The organism is Sphingomonas glaciei, from assembly GCF_023380025.1.
GTDB classification, from domain to species: Bacteria; Pseudomonadota; Alphaproteobacteria; order Sphingomonadales; family Sphingomonadaceae; genus Sphingomicrobium; species Sphingomicrobium glaciei.
Genome location: NZ_CP097253.1, coordinates 876,654 through 898,465, shown reverse-complemented (window position 1 = coordinate 898,465; position 21,812 = coordinate 876,654). Strand labels below are relative to the sequence as shown.

Genomic DNA, 21,812 nt, shown 5'->3' with positions numbered 1-21,812 from the left:
GGATCCGGACCGAGGAAGGGCGGATCATGATCGAGGACAGCCGCATCTATTTCGCCCGCCGCGCCGCCGAGGAGGAGGAGCGGGCCGAGAAGGCAACGGACCCGGTCGCGGCGGGAGTGCATCGCCGCCTGCAGCGCGTCTATGCCGAGCGCGCCAGTGTCGGCGAACGCTGGCAGGCGCCCGAGGTCATCGGCTAAAGTAGCGACTTGCGGGCGGCTTCCAGCGCCGAGGACGCAGCGGTTCGGCGTTCGGCGCGCAGCCGGGGATAGTTGGCCGACGCTTCGGCAGTGAGCGAGCGGGCAAAGGCATCGCCGCTGAGGCCGGCAAGGACGGCCCTCATCCGGTGTTTCACCCCATCGTCGACCAGCCATGGCCCGCCGAGCGAGGCGCCGAGTTCGGCGGTATTGCTGATCGCCTCGCGCATGCCGGCGATGCCGCGGGCTTCGACCAGATCGGCGAGCAGCTTCAGTTCGGACACGCATTCGAGATAGGCGAGTTGCGGATCGATCCCGGCCTCCACCAACGTGTCGAAGCCCGCTTCGAGCAGGGCCGGGACCGCGCCCCACACCACCGCGGCCTCGTTGAACAGGTCGGACAGCGTCTCTTGCTCAAAGGTCGAGCGGAGCACGCCTGCGCCCTTCCGCCCGCTGCCGAGCGCCTGGGCATAGGCGAGGGTGAGCGGCCAGGCCGCGCCGGTCGCATCCTGCGCGACTGCGGCCAGCGCCACCATGCCGCGGCCTTCCCCATACAGGCGGCGCAGGGCCGCGCCGGGGCCCTTCGGTGCAACCATGATGACGTCGAGGTCGGCGCGCGGCTCGATCAGACCGTAATGGATGCACAGGCCATGGGCGAAATCCAGCGCCGCGCCGGGCTTCAGCGCGGCTTCGATCCCCGCATAGATGGACGGGAGATGTTCGTCGGGGGCGAGCAGGGCGACGATGTCGGCCCCTTGCACGGCCTCGACGGGCGCGAGCACAGTCAGGCCCTGGCCGCGTGCATGTTCCTCGCGCTGGCTACCGGGCCGCAATCCGACGCGGACGGCGATTCCGCTGTCGCGCAGGTTGAGCGCCTGGGCGCGGCCCTGGTTGCCGAAGCCGATGATCGCGACGGTGCGCCCGGCCAACGGAGCGGGATCGAGGTCGGCGTCGCCTATCATCCGCTTTCCTTGGCGTCGGCGAGAAGGCCGCGCAAGGCGGCGTCGCGATCGGCTTCTCGCGCCAGACCCAGCTCCTGCCCCCGGAACCAGGTCCGCTGGCGCTTGGCATATTGCCGGGTAGCGAGCTGCCCGGCGGCGATCATTGCCGATCGGTCGGTGTTGCCGGTCAGGAAGCTGACAATCTCGGGCACCCCGATGGCGCGCATCACCGGCAGGGCGGGGGAGAGCCGGCGGGCGAGCAGGCGGCTGACCTCGTCGATCGCTCCGCCTTCGACCATCGCGCAGAAGCGCTGGTCGATGGCGGCGGACAGCATGTCGGCCGCGGGCATCAGGACCGTCCCCAACAGCGTCACTTTGCCGCGGATGCCGCCGACGGTCCGCGCCTGCCAGTCTTTAAGGTTGCGGCCGGTCGACAGCACAACTTCCAGGGCGCGGGCGATGCGGGTGGTGTCGTTGGGGTGAAGGTGGGCGGCCGCCTCGGGATCATGTTCGGCCAGGCGGCGGTGATTGTCGGCAACCGGAGCGGTTCGGACCTCGGATCGGGTAACGGGGTCGATCGGAGGGACCTCGGCAATGCCGTCGAGAAGGGTGCGGAGGTAGAGGCCAGTCCCGCCGACAAGGATCGGCAACTGGCCGCGTCCCTGCACCTCGGCGATCACCGCCCTGGCCTCGCTTGCCCAGTCGGCAGCGCTGCAGGAGACGGCGCCATCACGGTGGCCGAAAAGGCGATGTTCGATGCCGCCCATCTCGTCGGCGCCGGGCCGCGCGCTCAGCACTTGCAGGTCCGAATAAACCTGAGCGCTGTCGGCGTTGACGATCACGCCGTTCGCGCGTTGAGCAAGCGTGACCGCCAGACCCGACTTGCCGCTGGCGGTCGGCCCTGCGATGACGCACAAAGGAGGAACGCCCTTGTTCATTGCCACCCTGATAGCAGCAGGACGCCTTCGCGACAGCGATCTTGCCCGAGCCGCGGAAATCGCCGGCGGAGGCGAGATGCGATGGATCGACGAGGGCGATGCGGCCGACCTGCTGCTCGGCCCGGTGGACGATTGGCGAGCGCTTCGCGACAAGCTGGAGGCGGGGCTGCCCGGGATCGACGTGATCGTGCAGCCAGCCGAGACCCGCGAGAAGAGGCTGTTCGTTGCCGACATGGATTCGACCATGATCGGGCAGGAATGCATCGACGAACTGGCCGACTTTGCCGGCAAGAAGGACGAGATCGCCGCGGTGACCGAGCGGGCGATGCAGGGCGAGATCGATTTCGAGGAAGCGCTTCATGCCCGCGTCGCCGCGCTGGACGGCCTTGGCGTCGGCTGTCTCGAGCGGTGCCGGACTGAGCGCGTCACCCACAATCCGGGGGCGCGGACCTTGGTCCAGACCATGAGGGGGCGGGGGGCAAAGACATTGCTGGTGACTGGCGGGTTCCACGATTTCGCCGATCCGCTCGCCTCCGAACTCGGCTTCGAGGAGGTCCGCGCCAATCACCTCGAGAGCATGTACGGCCACCTTACCGGGCGCGTCACCGGCGCGATCGTCGATGCAGCGGCCAAGGCGCAGGCGCTGGTCCAACGGCGCGAGCAGCTGCATCTGGCAAAGGGCGATGTGCTGGCGATCGGTGACGGGGCAAATGACGCGCCGATGATCGAGGAAGCGGGGCTGGGCGTCAGCTTCCGCGGCAAGCCCAAACTGGAGGCGGTCGCGACGGCGCGGATCCGGCACAACGACCTGACCGCGCTGCTGTGGGCTCAAGGTATTTCGCGCATGGAATGGACGACCGACTAGGCGCCCATCGTTCACTCAGCGGGCTGCGACCGGGAAGCATGGCTGTGGCTTCAGGGCCGAGCAGGCCGCCGCAGCCGCCGCACGGCTGGGGTAGGGGCCGGCCTGGAGGCGGGTCATCGTTCCCGACGGCACCAGGGTCATCCGCGCTCCCCCAAGCCGCGGCAACAGGGTCGCGAACAGGCGTTGGGCCGAGGATCCGTCACGGAAAGCGCCGAGCTGGATTCGAAAGGCTCCCGTCGCGGGCGCGCCGACGACGACCGGTGCGGCTTTGCCAGTGGCGGCCGTGATGACCTTGGCTGGCGGTGCCTTGCCCGAGACCGGGGTGCTGGCGCCGGCGTTGGCCAGTTGCTGCGCCAGCGCCACGCCCTTGCGGCGCTCCTCCAGCGAGATCAGCCGGTCCATCTCGCTGAGGGTGGTCTTGGCCGGAGCGAGACCCTGCGCCGCGGATCGGCTGACCAGGGCATAGGCCCGGATGCGATCCTCGGGCACGCCGTCGCCGTTGAACAGGGCGGTGCCATAGACCAGCATCGCGCGTGGCTCGCCACTGTCAGCGGCCTGCTTCAGCCAGCGCAGGGCAGCGGTGCGATTGCCGTTCTGGAACAGCAGCAGGCCGAGGCTGGTCTGCGCCTCGAGATGCCCGGCGCGCGCTGCCTGCTCGTAGAAGCGCTGGGCCTCGGCAAGGTCGGCCGGCACCCCGCGGCCGAGCTTGTAGGCCTGGCCGAGATTGAACGCGGCATCGGCCTGTCCCTTGGCGGCAAGCGGTCGCCAGATGGCGACGGCCTTTTCGGGCTGCCCGACGCCCCACGCCTCGATCCCGGCCCTGACGCTCTGAGCCTGGAGGGGGGCCGCCGCGACCAACGCCGCCGTCATCAGCGAAATCCGACGCATGCATCTCTCCCAACGCGCTCAGCCTAAACGAGCAAAGCCCCGGCGTTAACCTGATTTTAGGCCTGCCCCGGCATCCCGGTGGCAGCAAACAAGATTGAAGCACCTTACCCGAGGGGATCGGAATGCGCGTTCTGGCTATGGCATCGCAGAAGGGGGGATCGGGCAAGACCACGCTCTCCGGCCACCTGGCGGTGCAGGCGCAACTTGCGGGCGCTGGCCCGGTCTGCCTGATCGACATCGATCCGCAAGGCTCACTCGCCGACTGGTGGAACGAGCGCGAGACCGAAATGCCGGCCTTCGCCCAGACCACTGTCGCGCGCCTGGCGAGCGACCTTGAAGTCCTTCGCCAGCAGGGTTTCCGGCTGGCAGTGATCGACACTCCGCCGGCCATCACCATGGCGATCCAGAGCGTGATCGCGGTGGCCGAACTGATCGTCATCCCGACCCGGCCGAGCCCGCATGATCTGCGTGCCGTCGGCGCCACGGTCGACCTGTGCGAACGCGCCGGCAAGCCGCTGATTTTCGTGGTCAATGCGGCGACCCCCAAGGCCAAGATCACCTACGAAGCCGCGGTCGCGCTGTCGCAGCACGGGACCGTGGCTCCGGTCACGCTTCACCACCGCACCGATTTCGCCGCGTCGATGATCGATGGCCGGACGGTGATGGAGGTCGATCCCAAGGGCAAGTCGGCCGGTGAGGTCGTCGCGCTGTGGGAATATATTTCCGACCGGCTCGAGAAGAACTTCCGCCGCACCGTGTTCGCGGCCCCGGGCGCATCGCCCGGCGTCGGAGCGGCCGCACCGCGTCCCGTTGGTGGCTTCGGCCGCCGCGTGGTCGGCTGAGAAGGGGCGTATTTCCCATGATGAAGAGCGAACCCAAGCCCTTCGCCTCCCTGTCGTCCGGACTGCTCGCCCGCAAGGGTGCCGCGCGTCCCGCCATGCGTCCGCAGGGCTTTGGCCAGATGGGCAGCGGCCTCGAGGATCTCGGCTGGAACGACATGGGCTTCGAACCGCCCCGCCCGGCGCTGGCGCCGGTCGCGGCAAGTGAAGAGGCGCCCGCCGCGCTGCGGTCCAACCCGGCACTCGGGCTGAGCCCGATCCACGCCGTCCACGTCGAAATCGCCCAGCGCCTCGCCAACGACGCCGGTGACGAGGTCGATGAGACCGCCGACCCGGTTCCCGCCGACCCGGTTCCCGCCGACGTTCCGCCGCTGGCCGAACTACTTGCCGCGCCGGTCGAAGCCGAGCCAGAAGCGCCCTTGCTTCAGGTCCGTGCCGAGCGGGCGCCGATCGTGGTGCCCGCCGCAGTGGTCGCTGCACCGCTACCGGCCTCAGCACCGACGCCGCGCAGCCGTGCTTCGGCCGGCAAGGCAAAAGCCGCGTTCACCCTGCGGCTGGACCAAGAGCGTCACCTCAAGCTGCGTCTGGCCTGCGCCGTCACCGGCACGTCGGCCCAGTTGCTGGTCACCCGCGCGCTCGACGAGTTGCTGGCGACCATGCCCGAACTCGACGCCATGGCCAGCCGCGCTCCCGATCGTCAGCCAAGTAAGGATTGACCCTATGACCAAGTCCAGGTCCGCACTTCTCGCCGCCTCCAGCATCGTCGCGGCGGCCGCTCTCACGGGGTGTGCGCTGGGCGGGGGCAAGCCCAAGCACTTCGGTGGGCTCGCCGAGAACAGCAACATCGGCGTCGCGATGCGGGCGCATGTCGCGCTCCAGAAGGGCGACGTGGCAAGCGCCGTCTCCTATGCCGAGCGGGCGGTCGAGAAGAGCCCGACCGATGCCGCCTTCCGCGCGCTGCTCGGCAACGCCTATCTGGCCGCCGGGCGCTTCCGGTCGGCCGAGGCCGCCTTCGCCGATGCGCTGGCCATCTATCCCAACCAGGTCGGCGTCCCGCTGAAGCTGGCGCTGGCGCAGGTCGCGCAGGGCCGGGACGAGGCCGCGGCGCAGACCCTCGACACTTATGCCCAGGTCATTAGCCCGGCCGATGGCGGCCTGGCGCTGGCGCTGGCGGGGCGTCCAGGTGCGGCGATTGAGACGCTCGAGCAGGCCGCCCGCAGCGACGGAGCGGACTCGCGAGTGCGTCAGAACCTGGCGCTGGCCCATGCGATCGCAGGTGACTGGACGCGAGCCCGCCGGGTCGCGGAGCAGGATCTTTCCGGCGACCAGCTCGAGCAGCGGATGAGCGAATGGGCAACCTTCGCCCGGCCGGGTGTGGCCGCCACCCAAGTGGCGTCGCTGATCGGGCTCAAGGTAGCGCCCGCAAGCGATTCCGGCATGCCGGTCAGGCTTGCGCTTCGCTCGAAGAACGTGCGTAGTGCCGAGGCCTCGGTTGCAGCGCCGGTGGCCGAAGCGCCCGTGCTTGCAGCGGCCGAGCCCGTGCCCGTGCCCGTGATCGAGCAGGAGCAGCAGCCGGTCGCCGTCGCGGCAGCCGAGGTGCCGCAACCTTATACGGCGGTTCAATATGCCGCAACATCGCCCGACGTCGCGGCGATGGTGGACAGCCTGCGGGCGGAGCGGATCAGGCCTTCGGGGGTATTGCCCAAGGTGGCCGAGTTGCGCCGCGCGGCGGCCAAGCGCTTCGGGATGAGCCAGGCCGTCGTGCAACTGGGCGCCTATGCTACGCAGGCGGGGGTCAAGGCCGGCTGGGCGACGATCGCCCGCCGCCATCGCGGCGTCACCGCTTATGTCCCGGCGAGCGCGCGCTTCGCTGATGCCCGCGGCAGCGTCTACCGGCTGAGCCTGAAGGGCTTTGCCAGCGACGGCGAAGCGCGGCGGCTGTGCATGCAGCTGAAGTCGAGCGGGGCGACCTGCTTCGTCCGCAATGCCGCTGGCGACGCCCCGGTACGCTTTGCCGGCCGCTAAGGCGTCAGCCGGCCAGCAACAGTTCCAGAACGGCCATCCGCATCGCGACGCCGTTCGCCACCTGACGCAGGATGAGGCTCCGACCGGGAAGGTCGGCGACCTCGTCGGCGATCTCCACCCCGCGGTTCATCGGGCCGGGGTGGAGCACCACGGCACCGGGCGCGGCAAGCGCCAGGCGCTCGGGCGTCAGGCCGTAGAGGCGGAGATATTCGCCGGGAGCATCGCCGAGGTCCTCGTCGAGCCGCTCGCGCTGGACCCGGAGCATCATCACCGCATCGGCCCCCGCAATCGCCTCGTCGAGCGACAGGCCATTGCTGTCAGAGGGCAGCAGTGAGGGCGGGCCGGCAAGTCGGACGGTGGCGCCGAGCCGCGGCAGCAGCTGGTTGTTGGAATGGGCGACCCGGCTGTGGAGAATGTCGCCGCAGATTGCGATCGTGCGGCCTTCGAGCGAACCGAAATGCTGGCGCAGCGTGAGCGCGTCGAGCAGGGCCTGCGTAGGATGTTCGTTGGTCCCGTCGCCGGCGTTGACCACCGGGCAGTCGACCAAAGCCGCGACTTCTTCCGCCGCGCCATTCTGGCGGTGGCGAAGGACGAGCGCGTCGGGAGCCATGGCGCCCAGCGTGCGCGCCGTGTCGGCGAGCGTTTCGCCCTTTTTGATGCTGCTATGTTCGACCGACAGCGTGATCGCCTGCGCGCCGAGCCGGGCGGCGGCCTGCGCGAAGCTCATCGCGGTGCGGGTGCTGTTTTCGTAGAAGCAATTGAAGATGGTCCGCCCGGCCAGCCGATCACGACCATTGCGCGGGTTCTGCGCATAGCCTTGGGCCGTGGCGAAGAGCTGGTCGAGTTGGGAGTCGCCGAGCGACGAGATGGAAAGCAGGTGCACGGAAGCGCCTGCTAGCTTGGCCGCGGCAACATGCAAAGGGCGTCAAGCGCACCCTGCAGGATGTGCGCGGCGGCGAGCTTGTCGATCGCGACGGCGCGCTTGGCCCGGCTGACGTCGGCGGCGATCATCGCCCGCTCGACCGCCTGGGTCGACCAGCGTTCATCCCACAGCAGGATCGGCAGGGCGAGCGGGGCGAGGTTGCGGGCGAAGGCACGGGTCGACTGGGTGCGGGGCGAATCGCTGCCGTCCATGTTGAGCGGCAGGCCGACGACCAGCCCGCGCACCGAGTGGCGGTCGATAAAGGCACGAAGCAGTGCTAGGTCGGCGGTGAACTTGGCCCGGCGGATGGTCTCGGCCGGTCCGGCGAAGCTCCAGCCGGAGTCGCAAAGCGCGAGGCCGACGGTCTTGGTCCCGACGTCGAGCCCGGCCAGCACGCCGCCATCGGGAAGCGCGGCAAGGAAGTCGGCGGCCACTGCCGTGATCATTGCGCCGACCTGAAGGCGGCTAGGCGGCGAGCGAAGTCGCGGCGGATGTCGCCCCAGAACAAGGCGTAATCATAGACGTGGTAGTTGTTGCCGGGGAGCACGTAGGGGCCGAGTTCGGGCAGCTTGTCGTCGGCACCGCTGATCAGCAGAAACCCGCCTTCGCACCGTGCACCCACCGCGCCGGGAACGAGGTCGGCGTCGCTCAACGCCGTATCGACCGGAATCAGGGTGCCCAGGCTCTGCGCCGGCGTGCTCGGCTCGGACGATCCGGTGACGGGGTTCACGCACAGCATGCCCTCGCGGCGGCGCTTCTGCCCGTTGAAGCCGGTGGAGCCTTCGAACACGCCGGTGATGAGGTCGGTGTTGGCGGGTTCGGAGAAGCTCTGCCACGACAGCAGGCAGCGGGCCTGGTCGGGGCGGAGGCAGGCGGGCAGGCCCATTGCCGGCACGTCGGTCACGGTGCTGACCGGCCAGCCGCCGATGTAGGCGGCGACGATTCGGCGCTGCAGCGCGGGATTCCTGGCGATTCGTTCATGCAGCAGGCGGGTGAGGTGCAGGCCACCCTGGCTGTGCCCGGCCAGCACGATCGGCGCATCGGGCTCCTGCGCCAGGAAGCGGTCGAACGCACGCGCTACGTCGGAATAGGCGAGGTCGAGCGCCTTGGTCGCATTCTCGCCGGTGTCGAGGAAGGCGCCGAAGGCCGCCTGGCGGTAGCGCGGCGCGTAGATCCGGCCGACGGCATTGAAGGCGCTCGCCTGGCTGCGGACGAACAGGGCGGCGCGATCCTGGCTTTCGCGGTGACCGATCAGCGCGTTCCAGCGATCGCGCTGGAGGTAGGTGGTCGGGTGAATGTAGAAGACGGCGACCGAGCGGGCTCGCTCGGCGTCCTCCGTCAGACCTTTGGGAGTCCATTCGGCCGGGCCCGGCGGCACCGTGTCGGGCAGATTGAGCCAGTTCTCCACCTGGACATAGTCGGGTCCGCTGGCCGGGGGAGGGGCCTCGTAGGGGACGGTGGGAAGCGCCTGCTTGCGCAGTACCGAGCCGCCGAACTGGAACAGCGCAAAGCCGCCGGCGGCGACCAGCAAGGTGACGAAAAAGATGACGAACAGGAACCGGCGGGCGCACATGGGAGGCGCAGGTAGGGCCGGTCACGTTCAAAGCCAAGTTGACTTGAAGGCCGGGTGAGGCTTGGCTGGGGCCGATTGAAGTGAAAGGTATCTGTCTTGAAGATCAAGCTTTCCGCCCTGCTCTTGCTGACCACCGCCGCCTGCACCACGCCGAACGGCGAGCTCGCTGCGCCTCAGACGGCGGCGACCGCGCCAGCCGGCCCGGTAGAGCCCGTAATCGATCCGGCAGCCGAGGATCAAAGGCTGACGGTGTTCCTCGACGCTGCCTTCGAGGAACAGGTTGCGCGCTCGCCGCAGGGCCTGACCGGACTAGGCCGCAAGGAGCGGTACAATGAGCTCAACAGCTACACCGACGCCAATGCGGCGGAAGGGCTGGCGCTGGCGCAGCGGCAGCTGGCCTCGATGCGGGCGCAGTTCGATCCCGCCAAGCTGAGCCCGAATGGCCGGCTGAGTTATCGGCTTTTCGAAAGCGAAGTGCAGCAGAGTGTCGAGAACTTCCGCTGGCGGCGGCACGGCTTCATCGCCAGCACCAACGGCAGCCCGGCCGGGTCGCTGCCGGTGTTCCTGATAAACAATCACAAGATCACCAGCGTCGCCGACGCCGAGGCCTATGTCTCGCGCTTGCAGGCGGTCGAGCGGGTGATGGGCGAAATCACCACCAATATGCGGGCGCAGACCGCGGCCGGGATCGTGCCCTCCACCTTCAATTTCGCGCCGGTCCGCAGGGACGCCGAAAAGGTGCTGGCGGGCGCCCCGTTCACTAGCGGTCCGGACACGCCGGTCTACGCCGACTTCCGCGCCAAGGTCGCCAAGCTGGACGTACCGCAGGCCGAGAAGGACCGGCTGCTGGGCGCGGCCCGCGAGGCGCTGACCGGACCGTTCCAGCGCGGCTATCGCAACTTCCTCGCGACGTGGAGCGAGACCGAACGCCAGGCCAAGGGCAACCGCGGTGCATGGGGCCTGCCCGATGGCGCGGCCTTCTATGCCAATCGCCTCAAGAACTCGACGACCACGTCGATGAGCGCGGAGCAGATCCACCAGCTCGGCGTCAACCAGGTGGCGGCGATCCATGGCGAGATGGAGCGGATCAAGACCCAAGTCGGGTTCAAAGGCACGCTGCGCCAATTCTTCGACGAGCTTCGGACCAATCCGAAGTATCGCTACCCCGACACCGATGCCGGGCGGGCGGCCTACATCAAGGACGCCGAGGGTTTCGTCGCGCAGGTGATGGCCAAGTCGCCGCAATGGTTCCGGCGCCTGCCCAAGGCTGCGCTGGAGGTACGCGCGGTCGAGAAGTGGCGCGAGGGAACGGCGGCGATCGCCTTCTACAATTCGCCGTCCGAGGACGGGTCGCGGCCCGGAATCTATTATTCCAACCTCGCCAACATGGCGGATGTGTCGAAGCCACAGCTCGAGGCGCGGAGCTATCACGAGGGAGCTCCCGGCCACCATTTCCAGATCGCGCTGGCGCAGGAGCTGCCCAACGTGCCCAAGTTCCGGCGGTTCGGCGGCTATGGCGCCTATGCCGAAGGCTGGGGCCTTTATGCCGAGGGCCTGGGCAAGGAGATGGGCTTCTATCAAGACCCGATCAGCGAGTTCGGCATGCTCTCGACGCAGGTCTGGCGCGCGGTCCGGCTGGTGGTCGACAGCGGCATCCACGACAAGCGCTGGACCCGCGAGCAGGCGATCGATTATTTCATGGCCAATGCGCCGCTGTCCCGCGCCGACGCCGTTCGCGAGGTCGAGCGCTATTTCAACTGGCCGGGGCAGGCGACCAGCTACATGGTTGGGCAACTCAAGATCCTAGAACTGCGCGAAACAGCCAAGCGCGAGCTGGGCGACCGGTTCGACATTCGCGACTTCCATGCCGCGGTGCTCGAGAATGGCTCGCTTCCGCTCGATGTGCTGGAAGAGCAGGTCGACGCCTATATCGCTGCCCGCAAGGCAGCCTGAGCGTAGGAGGGACTGCGCAGGTCCCCGGTGCGCCTGCGCAGTTCACCTCCGGTTCAAGCTGGCGGCCGGATGACGTACGTCAGGCCGGGGGGCTTGTACGGAGCGTCCTCATGTCCCTTGTTCGCAAACTCGCACTGGTTGCGGTTGGAGCGGTCGGCCTAGCCGGTTGCAGCACTATCGATCCCTATTACGGCGCTTCGATCGGCGTCGGTTCGCCTTATTATAATACCGGCTATGGCTACGGGTCGGGCTATGGCTATGGGTACGGAAATTACCCGCAATATGGCGGCTATGCCCCCTACGGTGCCTATGGCGCGAATTACGGGTCGTATGGCGGCTGGAACGGCGGCTATTATTATCCGGGCACCGGCGCCTACGTCTACGACCAGCAGCGCCGCCGTTATCCGATCAGCACTGCCCAGCGCCGCTATTGGGAGCAGCAGCGGATTGCGCGCAGCCGCAACCCGGCGATCCAGCAGAATTATCGCGACTATCGTGCCGAGCGCCGCGACGATCGCCGCGATTACCGGACCGAGCGACGCGACGATCGCGCTGCGCGCGACGCCGGACAGGTGACCCAGGAGCAGTTTCGCACCGATCGGCGCCAGGATCGCCGCGAGTATCGCCAGGACCAGCGCCAGGACACACGCGAGCTTCGGCGCGAGAACCGCAGGGATCGCCGCCGGCCTCGCTGAGGTGAAGTGATCGCGGTGGCAGCAGGGGGAGTTGAAGGCTCGGCTCCCCCTCGCTAACGCCCGGCCATGTCCGTCGATACCGCCACCGTGCGGCACATCGCCAAGCTTGCGCGCATCGCCATGAGCGACGCGGAAGTGGAGGCCCTGGTGCCCGAACTCAACAACATCCTCGGCTGGGTCGAGCAGCTCGGCGAGGCCGACACCTCGGGCGTCGAGCCGCTGGCGACCGTAATCGACCAGAAGTTGCGGCTGCGCGACGACGTCATCGATGCCGATCCGCTGACCGGCGGAAACGTCCGCGACAAGGTGCTTCTGAATGCGCCGGACGCTCAGCATGGCTTCTTCGCCGTGCCCAAGGTGATCGAATAATGGCCGATCTCAACAGCCTGACGCTGGCGCAGCTGCGCGACGGCTTTCGCGGCGGTGAGTTTTCCGCGCGCGAGATCGCCGAGGGTTTTAACGCGGCGGTTGCTGCGGCGCGCGCGCTCAACGCCTATACCGTCGAGACCCCCGAGGATGCGCTGGCCTGCGCCGAGGCCGCCGATGCCGCGCGGCAGTCGGGCGCGCTGAAGCCGCTTTCGGGAATCCCGCTCGGCATCAAAGACCTCTTCGCAACGGTCGGGGTCGATACGACCTCAGGCAGCAAGATTCTTGGTGGGTTCAAGCCGGCTTATGAGAGCACCGTTTCCGCCAAGCTGCGCGATGCGGGTGCTGGCATGCTCGGCAAGCTCAACATGGACGAGTTCGCGATGGGCTCGTCGAACGAGACCAGCACCTACGGGCCGGTGATCAGCCCGTGGAAGCGGAGCGATGGCGGCAATGCGGCGCTCACCCCCGGCGGAAGCTCGGGCGGATCGGCGGCGGCGGTCGCGGCGGGGCTTGCTCCGGGCGTCACCGGCACCGACACCGGCGGCTCGATCCGCCAGCCCGCGGCATTCACCGGCATCACCGGGATTAAGCCGACCTACGGCCGTTGCTCGCGCTGGGGCATCGTCTCGTTCGCCTCCTCGCTCGACCAGGCCGGGCCGATGGCGCGGACGGTGCGCGACTGCGCGATCCTGCTGGAGCAGATGAGCGGATTCGATCCCAAGGACGCCACCTCGCTCGACGCGCCGGTGCCGGCGTGGGAGCGGGGATTGTCGAGCGATCTCAAGGGCAAGCGCGTCGGTATTCCCAGGGAATATCGGATCGACGGCGTGCCCGACGAAATCAACGCGCTGTGGGACCAGGGCATTGCCTGGCTCAAGGATGCGGGCGCCGAAGTGGTCGAGATCAGCCTGCCGCACACCAAATATGCGCTGCCGACCTATTACATCATCGCCCCGGCCGAAGCCTCCTCCAACCTCGCCCGCTATGACGGTGTCCGTTACGGGCTCCGCGAGGTGCCTGAAGGCGGCAATCTCGACGCCATGTATGCCGCGACGCGCGCGGCGGGATTCGGGGCCGAGGTCAAGCGGCGGATCATGATCGGCACCTATGTGCTGAGCGCAGGCTTTTACGACGCCTATTTCACCAAGGCGCAGCGGATCCGGGCGCTGATCAAGCAGGATTTCACTCGCGCCTTCGAGAGTTGCGACATCATCCTCACCCCGACCGCGCCAAGCGCGGCATTCGGGATCGGCGAGAAGATGAGCGATCCGCTCGCGATGTATCTGAACGACGTGTTCGCGGTCCCGGCCAGCCTCGCGGGGCTGCCCGCGATGAGCGTGCCGGGCGGGCTTGATGCGCAGGGACTGCCGCTTGGGCTGCACCTGATCGGGCGCGAAATGGACGAGCAGGGCGTGCTCAACGCCGGCCTTGCGATAGAGGAACGCGCGGGCTTCACCGCGCGTCCGGGAAAGTGGTGGTAATGGCCGACGCACACGCACCCTATCGCATCAAGGGCGAGACCGGCGAGTGGGAGGTCGTGATCGGCCTCGAGGTCCATGCGCAGGTGACTTCCAACGCTAAGCTGTTCAGCGGCGCGGCAACGGCGTTTGGCGCCGAGCCGAATACCCAGGTCAGCCTGGTCGACGCGGCGATGCCGGGCATGCTTCCGGTCCCCAATCGCGAGTGCATTCGCCAGGCGGTGCGCACAGGTCTCGCGATCGACGCCAAGATCAACAAGTGGAGCCGGTTCGACCGCAAGAACTATTTCTACGCCGATTTGCCGCAGGGGTATCAGATCAGCCAGCTCTATCATCCGCTGGTCGGAGAAGGCTCGGTCACCGTGCTGGTCGACGAGAAGGACGAGGGCTCCGCGCGAACGATCGGCGTGGAGCGCATCCATGTCGAGCAGGACGCCGGCAAGCTGATGCACGACCAGCATCCGACTATGAGTTACGTCGACCTCAACCGTTCGGGCGTCGCGCTGATGGAGATCGTCTCCAAGCCCGACCTGCGCTCGCCAGCCGAAGCGGGGGCCTATCTGCGCAAGCTGCGCGCCATCCTGCGCTATGTCGGATCGTGCGACGGCAACATGGAGGAAGGATCCATGCGCGCCGACGTCAACGTGTCGGTGCGCAAGCCCGGCGCCGAGTTCGGTACGCGGACCGAAACCAAGAATGTCAATTCGGTGCGGTTCGTCCAGGCCGTGATCGAGCATGAAGCGCGGCGCCAGATCGAGATCCTCGAGGAGGGCGGCTCGATCGTCCAGGAGACCCGGCTCTACGATCCCGACAAGCAGGAGACGCGCTCGCTGCGGTCAAAGGAAGATGCGCACGATTACCGCTACTTCCCCGATCCCGACCTGCTTCCGCTGGAGCTGGAAGACAGCTTCATCGAGGATTGCCGCGCTTCGCTGCCGGAGCTGCCCGACGCCAAGCGCAAGCGCTACGAGGCGGGCGGGATCACCGCCTACAATGCCAGCGTCCTGACAGCCGAGGTCGAGACCGCGCGTTGGTTCGATGCGCTGCTGGAAGCCGGCGCGGAACCGGTGCGGGCCGCAAACTGGGTGGTGGCCGAGCTGTTCGGTGCTCTCAATCGCCTCGGCAAGGACATCGTCGACTGTCCGGTCTCGCCTGCTCAGGCCGCCGAACTGCTCGGCCTCGTCGCTGACGGCACCATCAGCGGTTCGATCGCCAAGACCGTGTTCGAGAAGATGCTCGAGACCGGCGACGGCGCGAATGCGATCGTCGAGCGCGAGGGGCTGAAGCAGAACAGCGACACTGGCGCGATCGATGCAGAGATCGACAAGATCCTCGCCGTCAATGGCGACAAGGTCGCGCAATATCGCGAGGGCAAGGTGCAGCTGTTCGGCTTCTTCGTCGGGCAGACGATGAAGGCGATGGGCGGCAAGGCCAATCCGGGCATGGTCAACGAGCGGCTGAAGGCCAAGCTCGGCTAGTCATGGCGGCGTCGCATCGGCGCTGCTATGCGGCGACGATGCGTCACCTGCTTCTTGCCGCCGCCGCGGCCTTTGTCGCCGCTCCCGCCATCGCGCAGGGGCCTGCCAGACCGCCCAAGCTCGTCATCGCTATTTCGATCGACCAGTTCTCGAGCGATCTGTTCGAGGCGTATAGGCCGCATTTCACGGGCGGGCTTCGGCGCCTCACCGAGGGGGGTGTCACCTTCGCCAACGGCTATCAGAGCCATGCCGCGACCGAAACCTGCCCGGGGCACTCAACCCTGCTCACCGGGCGGCATCCGGCAGCGACGGGAATCGTCGCCAACGACTGGATCGATCAGAGCGCGCCGCGCGCCGACAAGACGATCTATTGCGCCGAGGATGAGCGCGTCGCGAGAAGCTCATCGTCCAACTACACGGTCAGCCCACTCCATCTGCGCGCCGCCACCCTCGGCGAGCTGATGAAGGCAGCCAGCCCGCGCAGCCGCAACGTCGCGGTCGCGGGCAAGGACCGCGCCGCGGTGATGATGAGCGGGCAGGCGCCCGACCAGCGCTGGTATTGGGATGGCAAGGCGTGGGTCACCGACCTCAAATCGGCGCCCCTGCCGCGGACCATCTTCGCCTTCCGCCCGGCCTTTGCCGCCGCGTTCGCGCAGCCTCGCGCTGGGTTGGAGCCGACGCCGCTGTGCAAGGCGCGGGCGACGCCATACCAGGTGTCGCCGACGCTGACGGTGGGCAACGGTACGCTGGCCCGCGGGGCGGGCGACAATCGCAATTTCCGCGCAAGCCCCGAGATCGACGGCGCGACGCTGGCCATCGCGCTTGGCCTGGTCGGGGAGATGGGGCTCGGCAAGGGGCCGGCGACCGACATGCTGAGCGTCGGCCTGTCGGGGACCGATTATGTCGGACACAGCTACGGCTGGGGCGGGCAGGAGATGTGCCTGCAGATGCTGGGCCTCGACCGCGAGCTCGACGGTTTCTTTGCCGGGCTCGACGCCAGCAAGATCGACTATGCCGTGGTACTGAGTGCGGACCACGGCGGGCTCGACCTTGTCGAGCGGCTGAAAGCCGGAGGCGTGGCAGACGCCGCGCGGCTCGATCCCGAATTCACTGTCCAGAACATCGGCAGGCAGCTTGCCGGACGGATCGGGCGAAGCGCGCCGGTGTTGCTCGGCGGGTCGGTCGGAGACGTGTGGATCGACAAGAGCCTGTCTGCGGCCGATCGCCGCACCGTTGAGGCTGGCGCGATCGCCATTGCCCGTGCCCACCCGCAGGTCGAGGCGGTGTTCACGGCCGCCGAGCTTGCCTCCACCCCGATGCCGAGCGGTGATCCGTCCAAGTGGACACTCCGCCAGCGCTACCGCGCGAGCTTCGACCCGGCGCGCTCCGGCGACCTGTTGATCGTACTGAAGTCGCACGTCGCGGCGATTTCGAAGCCCGGCGTCGGTTATGTCGCGAGCCACGGGTCTCCGTGGGACTATGACCGCCGGGTGCCGATCCTGTTCATGGCGCCAGGATTGCGTCCGGCTGCCCCGGCGGCGGCGGCGGATACGGTCGATATCCTGCCCACGGTGGCAAGCTGGGTCGGGCTCAAGCTGGCGCCGGGTAGTGTTGACGGACGATGCCGGAGCGAAGCGGCGACCTGTCGCTGAGCGGGACGGGTTTCATGAACCGTTCGGGTTGAACCAAGCGACGTTCTCCCTTGCAGCGACCACATGGGCAAAGCTGCCTAACGCGCTGTTAGGCATGACCGTTGAGCCAAGCTTCAGCGGGGTCCGGTAGACCGCGGGCATCACGGAAAAGGTGCAGGTTTCGCGACATGGAAGGGCGGCACAGAAAGGGGCGATCATCGCGCCACCCGGCCGCCTCCACCTCCGAAGGCCGGGACGGCCACGGCTGGACCGTCGGCGTCCCCTCCGGAAATTCGTCGCCAAGACTTCTTCCTTTTGTCCCACTTACTGAAGCGTCAGGAAATTCCTTTGTTCGGAAACCGCGTTCGCCAGACCCGCTCGCCCATCGATTCGACGGCCGAGGCACTGCTGCTGATGCAAGGCTTCGAACGTTCCTGCCAGGGCTGGTTCTGGTCGATCGATGCCGCCGGTCGGGTGGTCTACATAAGCGATAGCGTCGCCGAGATCCTGTCGAGCACGACCGAAGCGCTGGTCGGCACGGGGTTCAGCGACCTGTTCGTGGCCGCCGAAGAAGACAGCAGCGGACGGCGCAACCTGCCTTTCATGCTGACCAAGCGGTCGGCTTTCGACGACATGACGCTGCGCACCGCCGATCCCGACATCGAACGCTGCTGGTCGGTGTCGGGCGAACCGCATTTCGGCCGGTCGGGCGAGTTCCTGGGCTATCGCGGCAGCGCGATCGACGTCACCGACCAGCGCCGCTCCTCCGAACATGCCTCGAGGCTGGCCGCCTATGATGCGCTGACGGGACTGCCCAACCGCCGCAAGATGGAGGAGTATCTCGACCGCCTGCTGGCCGGTGCCGAGCATCACCACCGGCCGTGCGTGGTGATGCTGGTCGACCTCGACCGCTTCAAGCAGGTCAACGATACGCTTGGCCATCCGGCCGGTGACGCGCTGTTGCGGCAGGTCGCCGACCGTCTGGTGAGGATCGTCGGCGACAAGGAACGCGTGTTCAGGCTGGGCGGCGACGAATTCCAGGTGATGCTTGCCAATTCGCATGACCAGCAGCTGGTCGAAAGCCTGGCGTCCGACATCATCCACACGCTGTCGCAGCCTTATTCGATCGATGGCAGCCGGTGCATCATCGGCGCGTCGATCGGGGTGGCGGTGTCGCCCGCCGACGGAACCTCGCGGGTCAGCCTGATCCGCAACGCCGACCTGGCGCTCTATGCGTCCAAGTTCGAGGGGCGCGGGCGGTTCAAATTTTTCTCCACCGAGTTGCTGGCGTCGGCCGAAGAGAAGCGCGCGCTGGAAGACGACCTGCGCGATGCGCTGGTGCGCAACGAGATGCGGCTGGTCTACCAGCCCGTGGTTCATTGCCATTCCGGCAGCATTACCGGGGTCGAGGCCCTGATGCGGTGGCAGCATCCGGTGAGGGGGGCGATATCGCCTGCGGTGTTCGTGCCGATCGCCGAGGAAGCGGGTCTGGTCGGGCGGCTGGGCGACTGGGCCCTGCGCCAGGCCTGCGAGGATGCCGCAGGCTGGCCCGACCACATCCGGGTGGCGGTCAACGTGTCGCCATCGCAATTTTCGGATGGGACCTTGCCGACGACCATCGTGTCGGCGCTGGCGAGTAGCGGCCTGCCCGCCAACCGGCTCGAGCTGGAGATCACCGAGGGCGTGTTCCTCGGCGATACGACGGTGTCGGAAGGCATGTTCGCCACGTTGAAGAAGCTGGGCGTGCGACTGGCGCTGGACGATTTCGGAACCGGCTATTCGTCGCTCGGCTACCTGCGCAGCGCACCGTTCGACAAGATCAAGATTGACCAAACCTTCGTCCGGGAAGCGACCCTACCGGGATCGCGCAACAGTGCAATTATCGCGGCCATCGTCGCGCTGGCGGAGGCGCTGGGGATGGATACCACCGCCGAAGGGATCGAATATCTCGACCAGCTGGCGCTGATCCGCCGGCTGGGCGTCAGCCATGTCCAAGGGTGGGTCTACAGCAAGGCGCTGAGCAACGAGGAGCTGCGCGAACGGGTCGCCGACGGCAAATGGGCGATCGAGCCGACCGGCCCGTCGATGCAGCGCAGCAGCCGCCAGTCGGTCTATCGCAAGGCCGGCGTCCTCCACGGCGGCTTCTACCGCTCGGGGATCATCCGCAACCTGTCGGAAACCGGCGCCCTGATCGACGGGATCGAGGGGATTGCGGTCCATTCGATGATCATCGTCGACCTAGGCGATGGACAATTGACCTTTGCCCGCGTGGTCCGGGCGCGGTCGAGGAAGCTGGGCGTCCATTTCGACATGCCGCTGGTCGACGACGGAACGGGAGCGTTGGGGACGCGGCGGCGGATCTCGGCCTACACGCTGGCGACGATGGGACTTCCCAAGCCCGGCGATCCCGACCGCGCTGTGGCCCAGGCCGACCATGACAACGACCTCGAAAAGCTGGCGCAGCGGATCGGCCTCAATCCGCCGTTGGCGGTCGCGGGGGGCGACCCGCTCAAGCTGCCGAGGATGCCCGCGACCTTCCGCGACCTGTCGCGCGAATATCTCGACAGCATGGCGGGCGACGAGCAGGCGATCGGGGCGGCACAGAACGCGCTGACCCAGCATTTCCTGCCGCGCTTCGGACAGCGGTCGGCAGACCGGGTCGGGTGGAGCGACGTCGGCGGCTTCATTGCCTCCCTCGACTCGGAGCAGGCGGCCGGCCTCCAGCAGGAAGAGGTGCAGCAGCTGCGCAAGCTGACGGCACGGATGTGGGCGCTGGCGGTCGACATGAAGCTGGTCAAGGCGGAGGAAGTGCCGGCCGGCGGCGAGCAGATCTTCGGCCGGCGCTCGCAGGGCTATACGCTGATCACCGGCGAGGAGGGGCGCCAGCTGCTGCTTGCCGCCTGCACCAGCGCCAACCGCCAGCTCAAATATATCATGGCGCTGCTGATGCTGACCGGGGCCCGGACGAGCGAGATCCTGACCATGCGGTGGAGCGAGATCGACCTCGCCGCGGGCATGTGGCGGATTGCGCTGTCGACCGGGACCGGCAAGCGCGAGCTCAAGCTGCCCGCGGCGGCGACCGGGCTGCTGAGCGACCTGCCCAGGCTCGTCGGGTGCGATTTCGTCCTTCCCAACCTGTCCACCCGCAAGCCCTACCGCACGCTGACCCAAAGCTGGGAAGTGGTGAAGGTGCGGGCCGAACTGGGCGACCTGGAACTGGACGACCTGCGCGACTGCAACTTCGGCGAGCGCGAGTGGCAGGAGCAGATGGCGCCGCTGCTGCAGGGCTGAGGAGTGGCTGGACGCGGGTGCCGCCCAATGCGCCTTTCCTGAACAAGGTCACAAAGGTCACAGGTGGCGGGGGTGCCGGGCTGAACAAGGTCACAGCGGGCGGCGCCCTGCCTGCGCGCGCGAAGGCGTGCGGCCGGTCGGGAGAGGCCCGAAGAGAAAGGGAAACTGCCCACCGACCAGGGTAGAACAGGCGAAATCCTACTTTGCAAGGAGCGCGCCGGCGGCAGCTAGCGTTCGGTCCGGCCGGTCAGCCGGGTGAAGGCCGCGACGAGGGCCAGCGGGCCCGCCCGCTCGATCGCGCCGGCCGCGACCTGGTCGGGGGACCAGAACAGCGAGTCGGGCTCATCGTCGAGCATCGCCCAGTCGGGGAACAGGCGGCGGTCGACGGGGGTGTCGAGGAGCAGGCGGACGTCGTTGTGGCGGTCGTCCTCGGCGATGCGTGCGAACAGGGCGTCGATCGCCGCCTCGGGCCCCTCGATCAATTGGAGATAGAGGTCCTGGCGGCAGATCAGCGCGCCGGTGATGGCGTCGCGCGGATTGTTGCGGCGGGCGGCGAGCAGGATGCCGGCGAGCATCGCCTTGTCGTAACCGAAGGGCTGCGAGCGGTAGATGAGCTGCTTCATGGGGCCTCCCTGGTCCGGCACGGCGCTGCGCCTTGCCGCAGGCTAGGCCAGGTGCGGGCCTGCGCCCAGCGCCGCATTTGCCTGCGCGGGGCGGACCGTGGCACGCTGCCCCTCGTGGGCGGAGCGACAACAGACGGGACGGGGGCAGGGGAGCCCCGGCGCATCTTCCTGGTGGGGGCGACGGGCACGATCGGCCGGGCCACCGCGCGGGCGCTGGTGGCGCGGGGGCACCAGGTGGTCTGCTTCGTGCGGCCGGCGGGGGCGGAGGGCGCGCGGCGGCTGCCTGAGTTGGCCGGTGCGGAGATCAGGGTCGGCGAGGTGACTAAGGCCGGAGGAATCGCGCGCGACTGGTTTCGGGGGGAGCGGTTCGATACGATCGTGTCGTGCCTCGCGTCGCGCACCGGGTCGCCGCGCGAGGCCTGGGCGATCGACCATAGCGCCAATCTGGCGCTGCTGGAGGCTGGGCAGGCACAGGGCGTCGGGCACTTCGTCCTACTGTCGGCAATCTGTCTGCAGAAGCCGCGGCTGGCGTTCCAGCATGCCAAGATCACGTTCGAGACTGCGCTGATGGCGAGCGGCATGCCCTACACGATCGTCCGCCCAACCGCCTTCTTCAAGTCGCTGTCGGGCCAGGTTGAGCCAGTGCGGCGGGGCAAGCCGTGGCTGCTGTTCGGTGACGGCCGGCTGACCGCGTGCAAGCCGATCAGCGACGCCGACCTTGCGGCCTATCTTGTCCGCTGCGTCGAGGATCCGGCGCTGCGCGGCCGGGTGCTGCCGATCGGCGGCCCGGGCCCGGCAATCACGCCGCGCGAGCAGGCCGAGGCGCTGTTCGCGCCGCTGGGGGAGAAGCCGCGCTTCCGGCACGTGCCGGTGCGGCTGATGGACGTGATCGTCGGGGTGCTGGGGGCGCTGGGGCGCGTGGTCCCGAACCTGCGCGACAAGGCGGAATATGCGCGGATCGGGCGCTATTATGCGAAAGAGTCGATGCTGGTGTGGAATGAGGAGGCGGATCGCTACGACGCGGCGGCGACGCCGGAGACAGGGGCGGACCGGCTGGTCGATCATTATGCCGAACTGGTGGGAAAGCGGAGCTGAGGGAGGGCGCTCGA

20 protein-coding genes are annotated in these 21,812 nt (G+C 68.0%); 13 read left to right on the top strand and 7 right to left on the bottom strand.

The genetic code is table 11. The features are described from left to right. The first annotated feature begins 26 nt into the window (after positions 1–26). On the top strand, positions 27–197 hold the full coding sequence (locus M1K48_RS04310; protein WP_249504635.1) for a hypothetical protein: 171 nt from the start codon (positions 27–29) through the stop codon (positions 195–197). Here M1K48_RS04310 and ilvC read toward each other — a convergent pair. Both ilvC and miaA read right to left on the bottom strand, forming a co-directional pair. Continuing rightward, positions 194–1,156, bottom strand: a complete 963-nt coding sequence (gene ilvC / locus M1K48_RS04305) for a ketol-acid reductoisomerase (protein WP_249504634.1) — start codon at positions 1,154–1,156, stop codon at positions 194–196. The two genes, M1K48_RS04310 and ilvC, sit on opposite strands and share 4 nt — an antisense overlap. Then, the gene (miaA, locus tag M1K48_RS04300; RefSeq protein ID WP_249504633.1) at positions 1,153–2,073 is read right to left on the bottom strand and encodes a tRNA (adenosine(37)-N6)-dimethylallyltransferase MiaA; all 921 of its coding nucleotides are present in this window, start codon (positions 2,071–2,073) and stop codon (positions 1,153–1,155) included. The genes ilvC and miaA overlap by 4 nt, the downstream gene beginning before the upstream one ends. On the opposite strand from miaA, the gene serB reads away from it, so the two are divergent. After that, the gene (serB, locus tag M1K48_RS04295; RefSeq protein WP_249504632.1) at positions 2,066–2,938 is read left to right on the top strand and encodes a phosphoserine phosphatase SerB; all 873 of its coding nucleotides are present in this window, start codon (positions 2,066–2,068) and stop codon (positions 2,936–2,938) included. The two genes, miaA and serB, sit on opposite strands and share 8 nt — an antisense overlap. A gap of 15 nt (positions 2,939–2,953) precedes the next feature. On the opposite strand, the gene M1K48_RS04290 is transcribed toward serB, so the two are convergent. Next, a complete protein-coding gene (locus M1K48_RS04290; RefSeq protein ID WP_249504631.1) occupies positions 2,954–3,826 on the bottom strand; it encodes an SPOR domain-containing protein in 873 nt (290 codons plus the stop codon). Between the two features lie 122 nt (positions 3,827–3,948). On the opposite strand from M1K48_RS04290, the gene M1K48_RS04285 reads away from it, so the two are divergent. The 3 genes from M1K48_RS04285 to M1K48_RS04275 are packed head-to-tail and all read left to right on the top strand — an operon-like array spanning position 3,949 to position 6,690. Then, on the top strand, positions 3,949–4,668 hold the full coding sequence (locus M1K48_RS04285; RefSeq protein ID WP_249504630.1) for a ParA family protein: 720 nt from the start codon (positions 3,949–3,951) through the stop codon (positions 4,666–4,668). A 17-nt stretch (positions 4,669–4,685) separates the two neighbouring features. Continuing rightward, complete coding sequence (locus M1K48_RS04280; protein WP_249504629.1) at positions 4,686–5,381, top strand: hypothetical protein; 696 nt, start codon at positions 4,686–4,688, stop codon at positions 5,379–5,381. Between the two features lie 4 nt (positions 5,382–5,385). Next, the gene (locus M1K48_RS04275) at positions 5,386–6,690 is read left to right on the top strand and encodes an SPOR domain-containing protein (RefSeq protein ID WP_249504628.1); all 1,305 of its coding nucleotides are present in this window, start codon (positions 5,386–5,388) and stop codon (positions 6,688–6,690) included. Positions 6,691–6,694: 4 nt separating this feature from the next. On the opposite strand, the gene M1K48_RS04270 is transcribed toward M1K48_RS04275, so the two are convergent. The 3 genes from M1K48_RS04270 to M1K48_RS04260 are packed head-to-tail and all read right to left on the bottom strand — an operon-like array spanning position 6,695 to position 9,185. Beyond that, positions 6,695–7,573, bottom strand: coding sequence for an aspartate carbamoyltransferase catalytic subunit (locus M1K48_RS04270; RefSeq protein ID WP_249504627.1), 879 nt, complete (start codon positions 7,571–7,573; stop codon positions 6,695–6,697). 11 nt (positions 7,574–7,584) lie between these two features. Next, the gene (gene ruvX, locus M1K48_RS04265) at positions 7,585–8,058 is read right to left on the bottom strand and encodes a Holliday junction resolvase RuvX (RefSeq protein WP_249504626.1); all 474 of its coding nucleotides are present in this window, start codon (positions 8,056–8,058) and stop codon (positions 7,585–7,587) included. Next, positions 8,055–9,185 carry a DUF3089 domain-containing protein gene (locus M1K48_RS04260; protein WP_249504625.1) on the bottom strand — a complete coding sequence of 377 codons (1,131 nt, stop codon included), beginning with the start codon at positions 9,183–9,185 and terminating at the stop codon, positions 8,055–8,057. Before M1K48_RS04260 ends, ruvX begins: the two co-directional genes overlap by 4 nt. Before the next feature lie 96 nt (positions 9,186–9,281). Between M1K48_RS04260 and M1K48_RS04255 the strand changes: the two genes are divergently transcribed. The 7 genes from M1K48_RS04255 (at position 9,282) to M1K48_RS04225 (ending at position 20,080) form a co-directional block, all read left to right on the top strand. After that, the gene (locus M1K48_RS04255; protein ID WP_249504624.1) at positions 9,282–11,138 is read left to right on the top strand and encodes a DUF885 domain-containing protein; all 1,857 of its coding nucleotides are present in this window, start codon (positions 9,282–9,284) and stop codon (positions 11,136–11,138) included. A gap of 110 nt (positions 11,139–11,248) precedes the next feature. After that, positions 11,249–11,833: a hypothetical protein gene (locus M1K48_RS14375; RefSeq protein WP_406697137.1), complete on the top strand. Its 585-nt coding sequence runs from the start codon at positions 11,249–11,251 to the stop codon at positions 11,831–11,833. Between the two features lie 66 nt (positions 11,834–11,899). Next, complete coding sequence (gatC, locus tag M1K48_RS04245; RefSeq protein ID WP_249504623.1) at positions 11,900–12,202, top strand: Asp-tRNA(Asn)/Glu-tRNA(Gln) amidotransferase subunit GatC; 303 nt, start codon at positions 11,900–11,902, stop codon at positions 12,200–12,202. Next, a complete protein-coding gene (gene gatA / locus M1K48_RS04240; protein ID WP_249504622.1) occupies positions 12,202–13,683 on the top strand; it encodes an Asp-tRNA(Asn)/Glu-tRNA(Gln) amidotransferase subunit GatA in 1,482 nt (493 codons plus the stop codon). Before gatC ends, gatA begins: the two co-directional genes overlap by 1 nt. Next, a complete protein-coding gene (gene gatB, locus M1K48_RS04235) occupies positions 13,683–15,158 on the top strand; it encodes an Asp-tRNA(Asn)/Glu-tRNA(Gln) amidotransferase subunit GatB (RefSeq protein ID WP_249504621.1) in 1,476 nt (491 codons plus the stop codon). The genes gatA and gatB overlap by 1 nt, the downstream gene beginning before the upstream one ends. 38 nt (positions 15,159–15,196) lie before the next feature. Beyond that, the gene (locus M1K48_RS04230) at positions 15,197–16,810 is read left to right on the top strand and encodes an alkaline phosphatase family protein (protein WP_249504620.1); all 1,614 of its coding nucleotides are present in this window, start codon (positions 15,197–15,199) and stop codon (positions 16,808–16,810) included. Positions 16,811–17,137: 327 nt separating this feature from the next. Further along, a complete protein-coding gene (locus tag M1K48_RS04225; RefSeq protein WP_249504619.1) occupies positions 17,138–20,080 on the top strand; it encodes an EAL domain-containing protein in 2,943 nt (980 codons plus the stop codon). Between the two features lie 227 nt (positions 20,081–20,307). On the opposite strand, the gene M1K48_RS04220 is transcribed toward M1K48_RS04225, so the two are convergent. Next, the gene (locus M1K48_RS04220; RefSeq protein WP_249504618.1) at positions 20,308–20,703 is read right to left on the bottom strand and encodes a BLUF domain-containing protein; all 396 of its coding nucleotides are present in this window, start codon (positions 20,701–20,703) and stop codon (positions 20,308–20,310) included. Positions 20,704–20,754: 51 nt separating this feature from the next. On the opposite strand from M1K48_RS04220, the gene M1K48_RS04215 reads away from it, so the two are divergent. Next, a complete protein-coding gene (locus tag M1K48_RS04215) occupies positions 20,755–21,798 on the top strand; it encodes an NAD(P)H-binding protein (RefSeq protein ID WP_249504617.1) in 1,044 nt (347 codons plus the stop codon). Positions 21,799–21,812 lie beyond the last annotated feature (14 nt).

Bases quoted from the DNA above. Each gene is read 5' to 3' on its own strand.
- M1K48_RS14375 (WP_406697137.1), top strand. From the start codon at position 11,249: ATGTCCCTTGTTCGCAAACTCGCACTGGTTGCGGTTGGAGCGGTCGGC.
- M1K48_RS04220 (WP_249504618.1), bottom strand. From the start codon at position 20,703: ATGAAGCAGCTCATCTACCGCTCGCAGCCCTTCGGTTACGACAAGGCG.
- M1K48_RS04280 (WP_249504629.1), top strand. From the start codon at position 4,686: ATGATGAAGAGCGAACCCAAGCCCTTCGCCTCCCTGTCGTCCGGACTG.
- ruvX (WP_249504626.1), bottom strand. From the start codon at position 8,058: ATGATCACGGCAGTGGCCGCCGACTTCCTTGCCGCGCTTCCCGATGGC.
- M1K48_RS04310 (WP_249504635.1), top strand. From the start codon at position 27: ATGATCGAGGACAGCCGCATCTATTTCGCCCGCCGCGCCGCCGAGGAG.
- ilvC (WP_249504634.1), bottom strand. From the start codon at position 1,156: ATGATAGGCGACGCCGACCTCGATCCCGCTCCGTTGGCCGGGCGCACC.
- miaA (WP_249504633.1), bottom strand. From the start codon at position 2,073: ATGAACAAGGGCGTTCCTCCTTTGTGCGTCATCGCAGGGCCGACCGCC.
- gatB (WP_249504621.1), top strand. From the start codon at position 13,683: ATGGCCGACGCACACGCACCCTATCGCATCAAGGGCGAGACCGGCGAG.
- M1K48_RS04230 (WP_249504620.1), top strand. From the start codon at position 15,197: ATGCGTCACCTGCTTCTTGCCGCCGCCGCGGCCTTTGTCGCCGCTCCC.
- gatC (WP_249504623.1), top strand. From the start codon at position 11,900: ATGTCCGTCGATACCGCCACCGTGCGGCACATCGCCAAGCTTGCGCGC.
- M1K48_RS04285 (WP_249504630.1), top strand. From the start codon at position 3,949: ATGCGCGTTCTGGCTATGGCATCGCAGAAGGGGGGATCGGGCAAGACC.
- M1K48_RS04275 (WP_249504628.1), top strand. From the start codon at position 5,386: ATGACCAAGTCCAGGTCCGCACTTCTCGCCGCCTCCAGCATCGTCGCG.
- gatA (WP_249504622.1), top strand. From the start codon at position 12,202: ATGGCCGATCTCAACAGCCTGACGCTGGCGCAGCTGCGCGACGGCTTT.
- M1K48_RS04290 (WP_249504631.1), bottom strand. From the start codon at position 3,826: ATGCGTCGGATTTCGCTGATGACGGCGGCGTTGGTCGCGGCGGCCCCC.
- M1K48_RS04260 (WP_249504625.1), bottom strand. From the start codon at position 9,185: ATGTGCGCCCGCCGGTTCCTGTTCGTCATCTTTTTCGTCACCTTGCTG.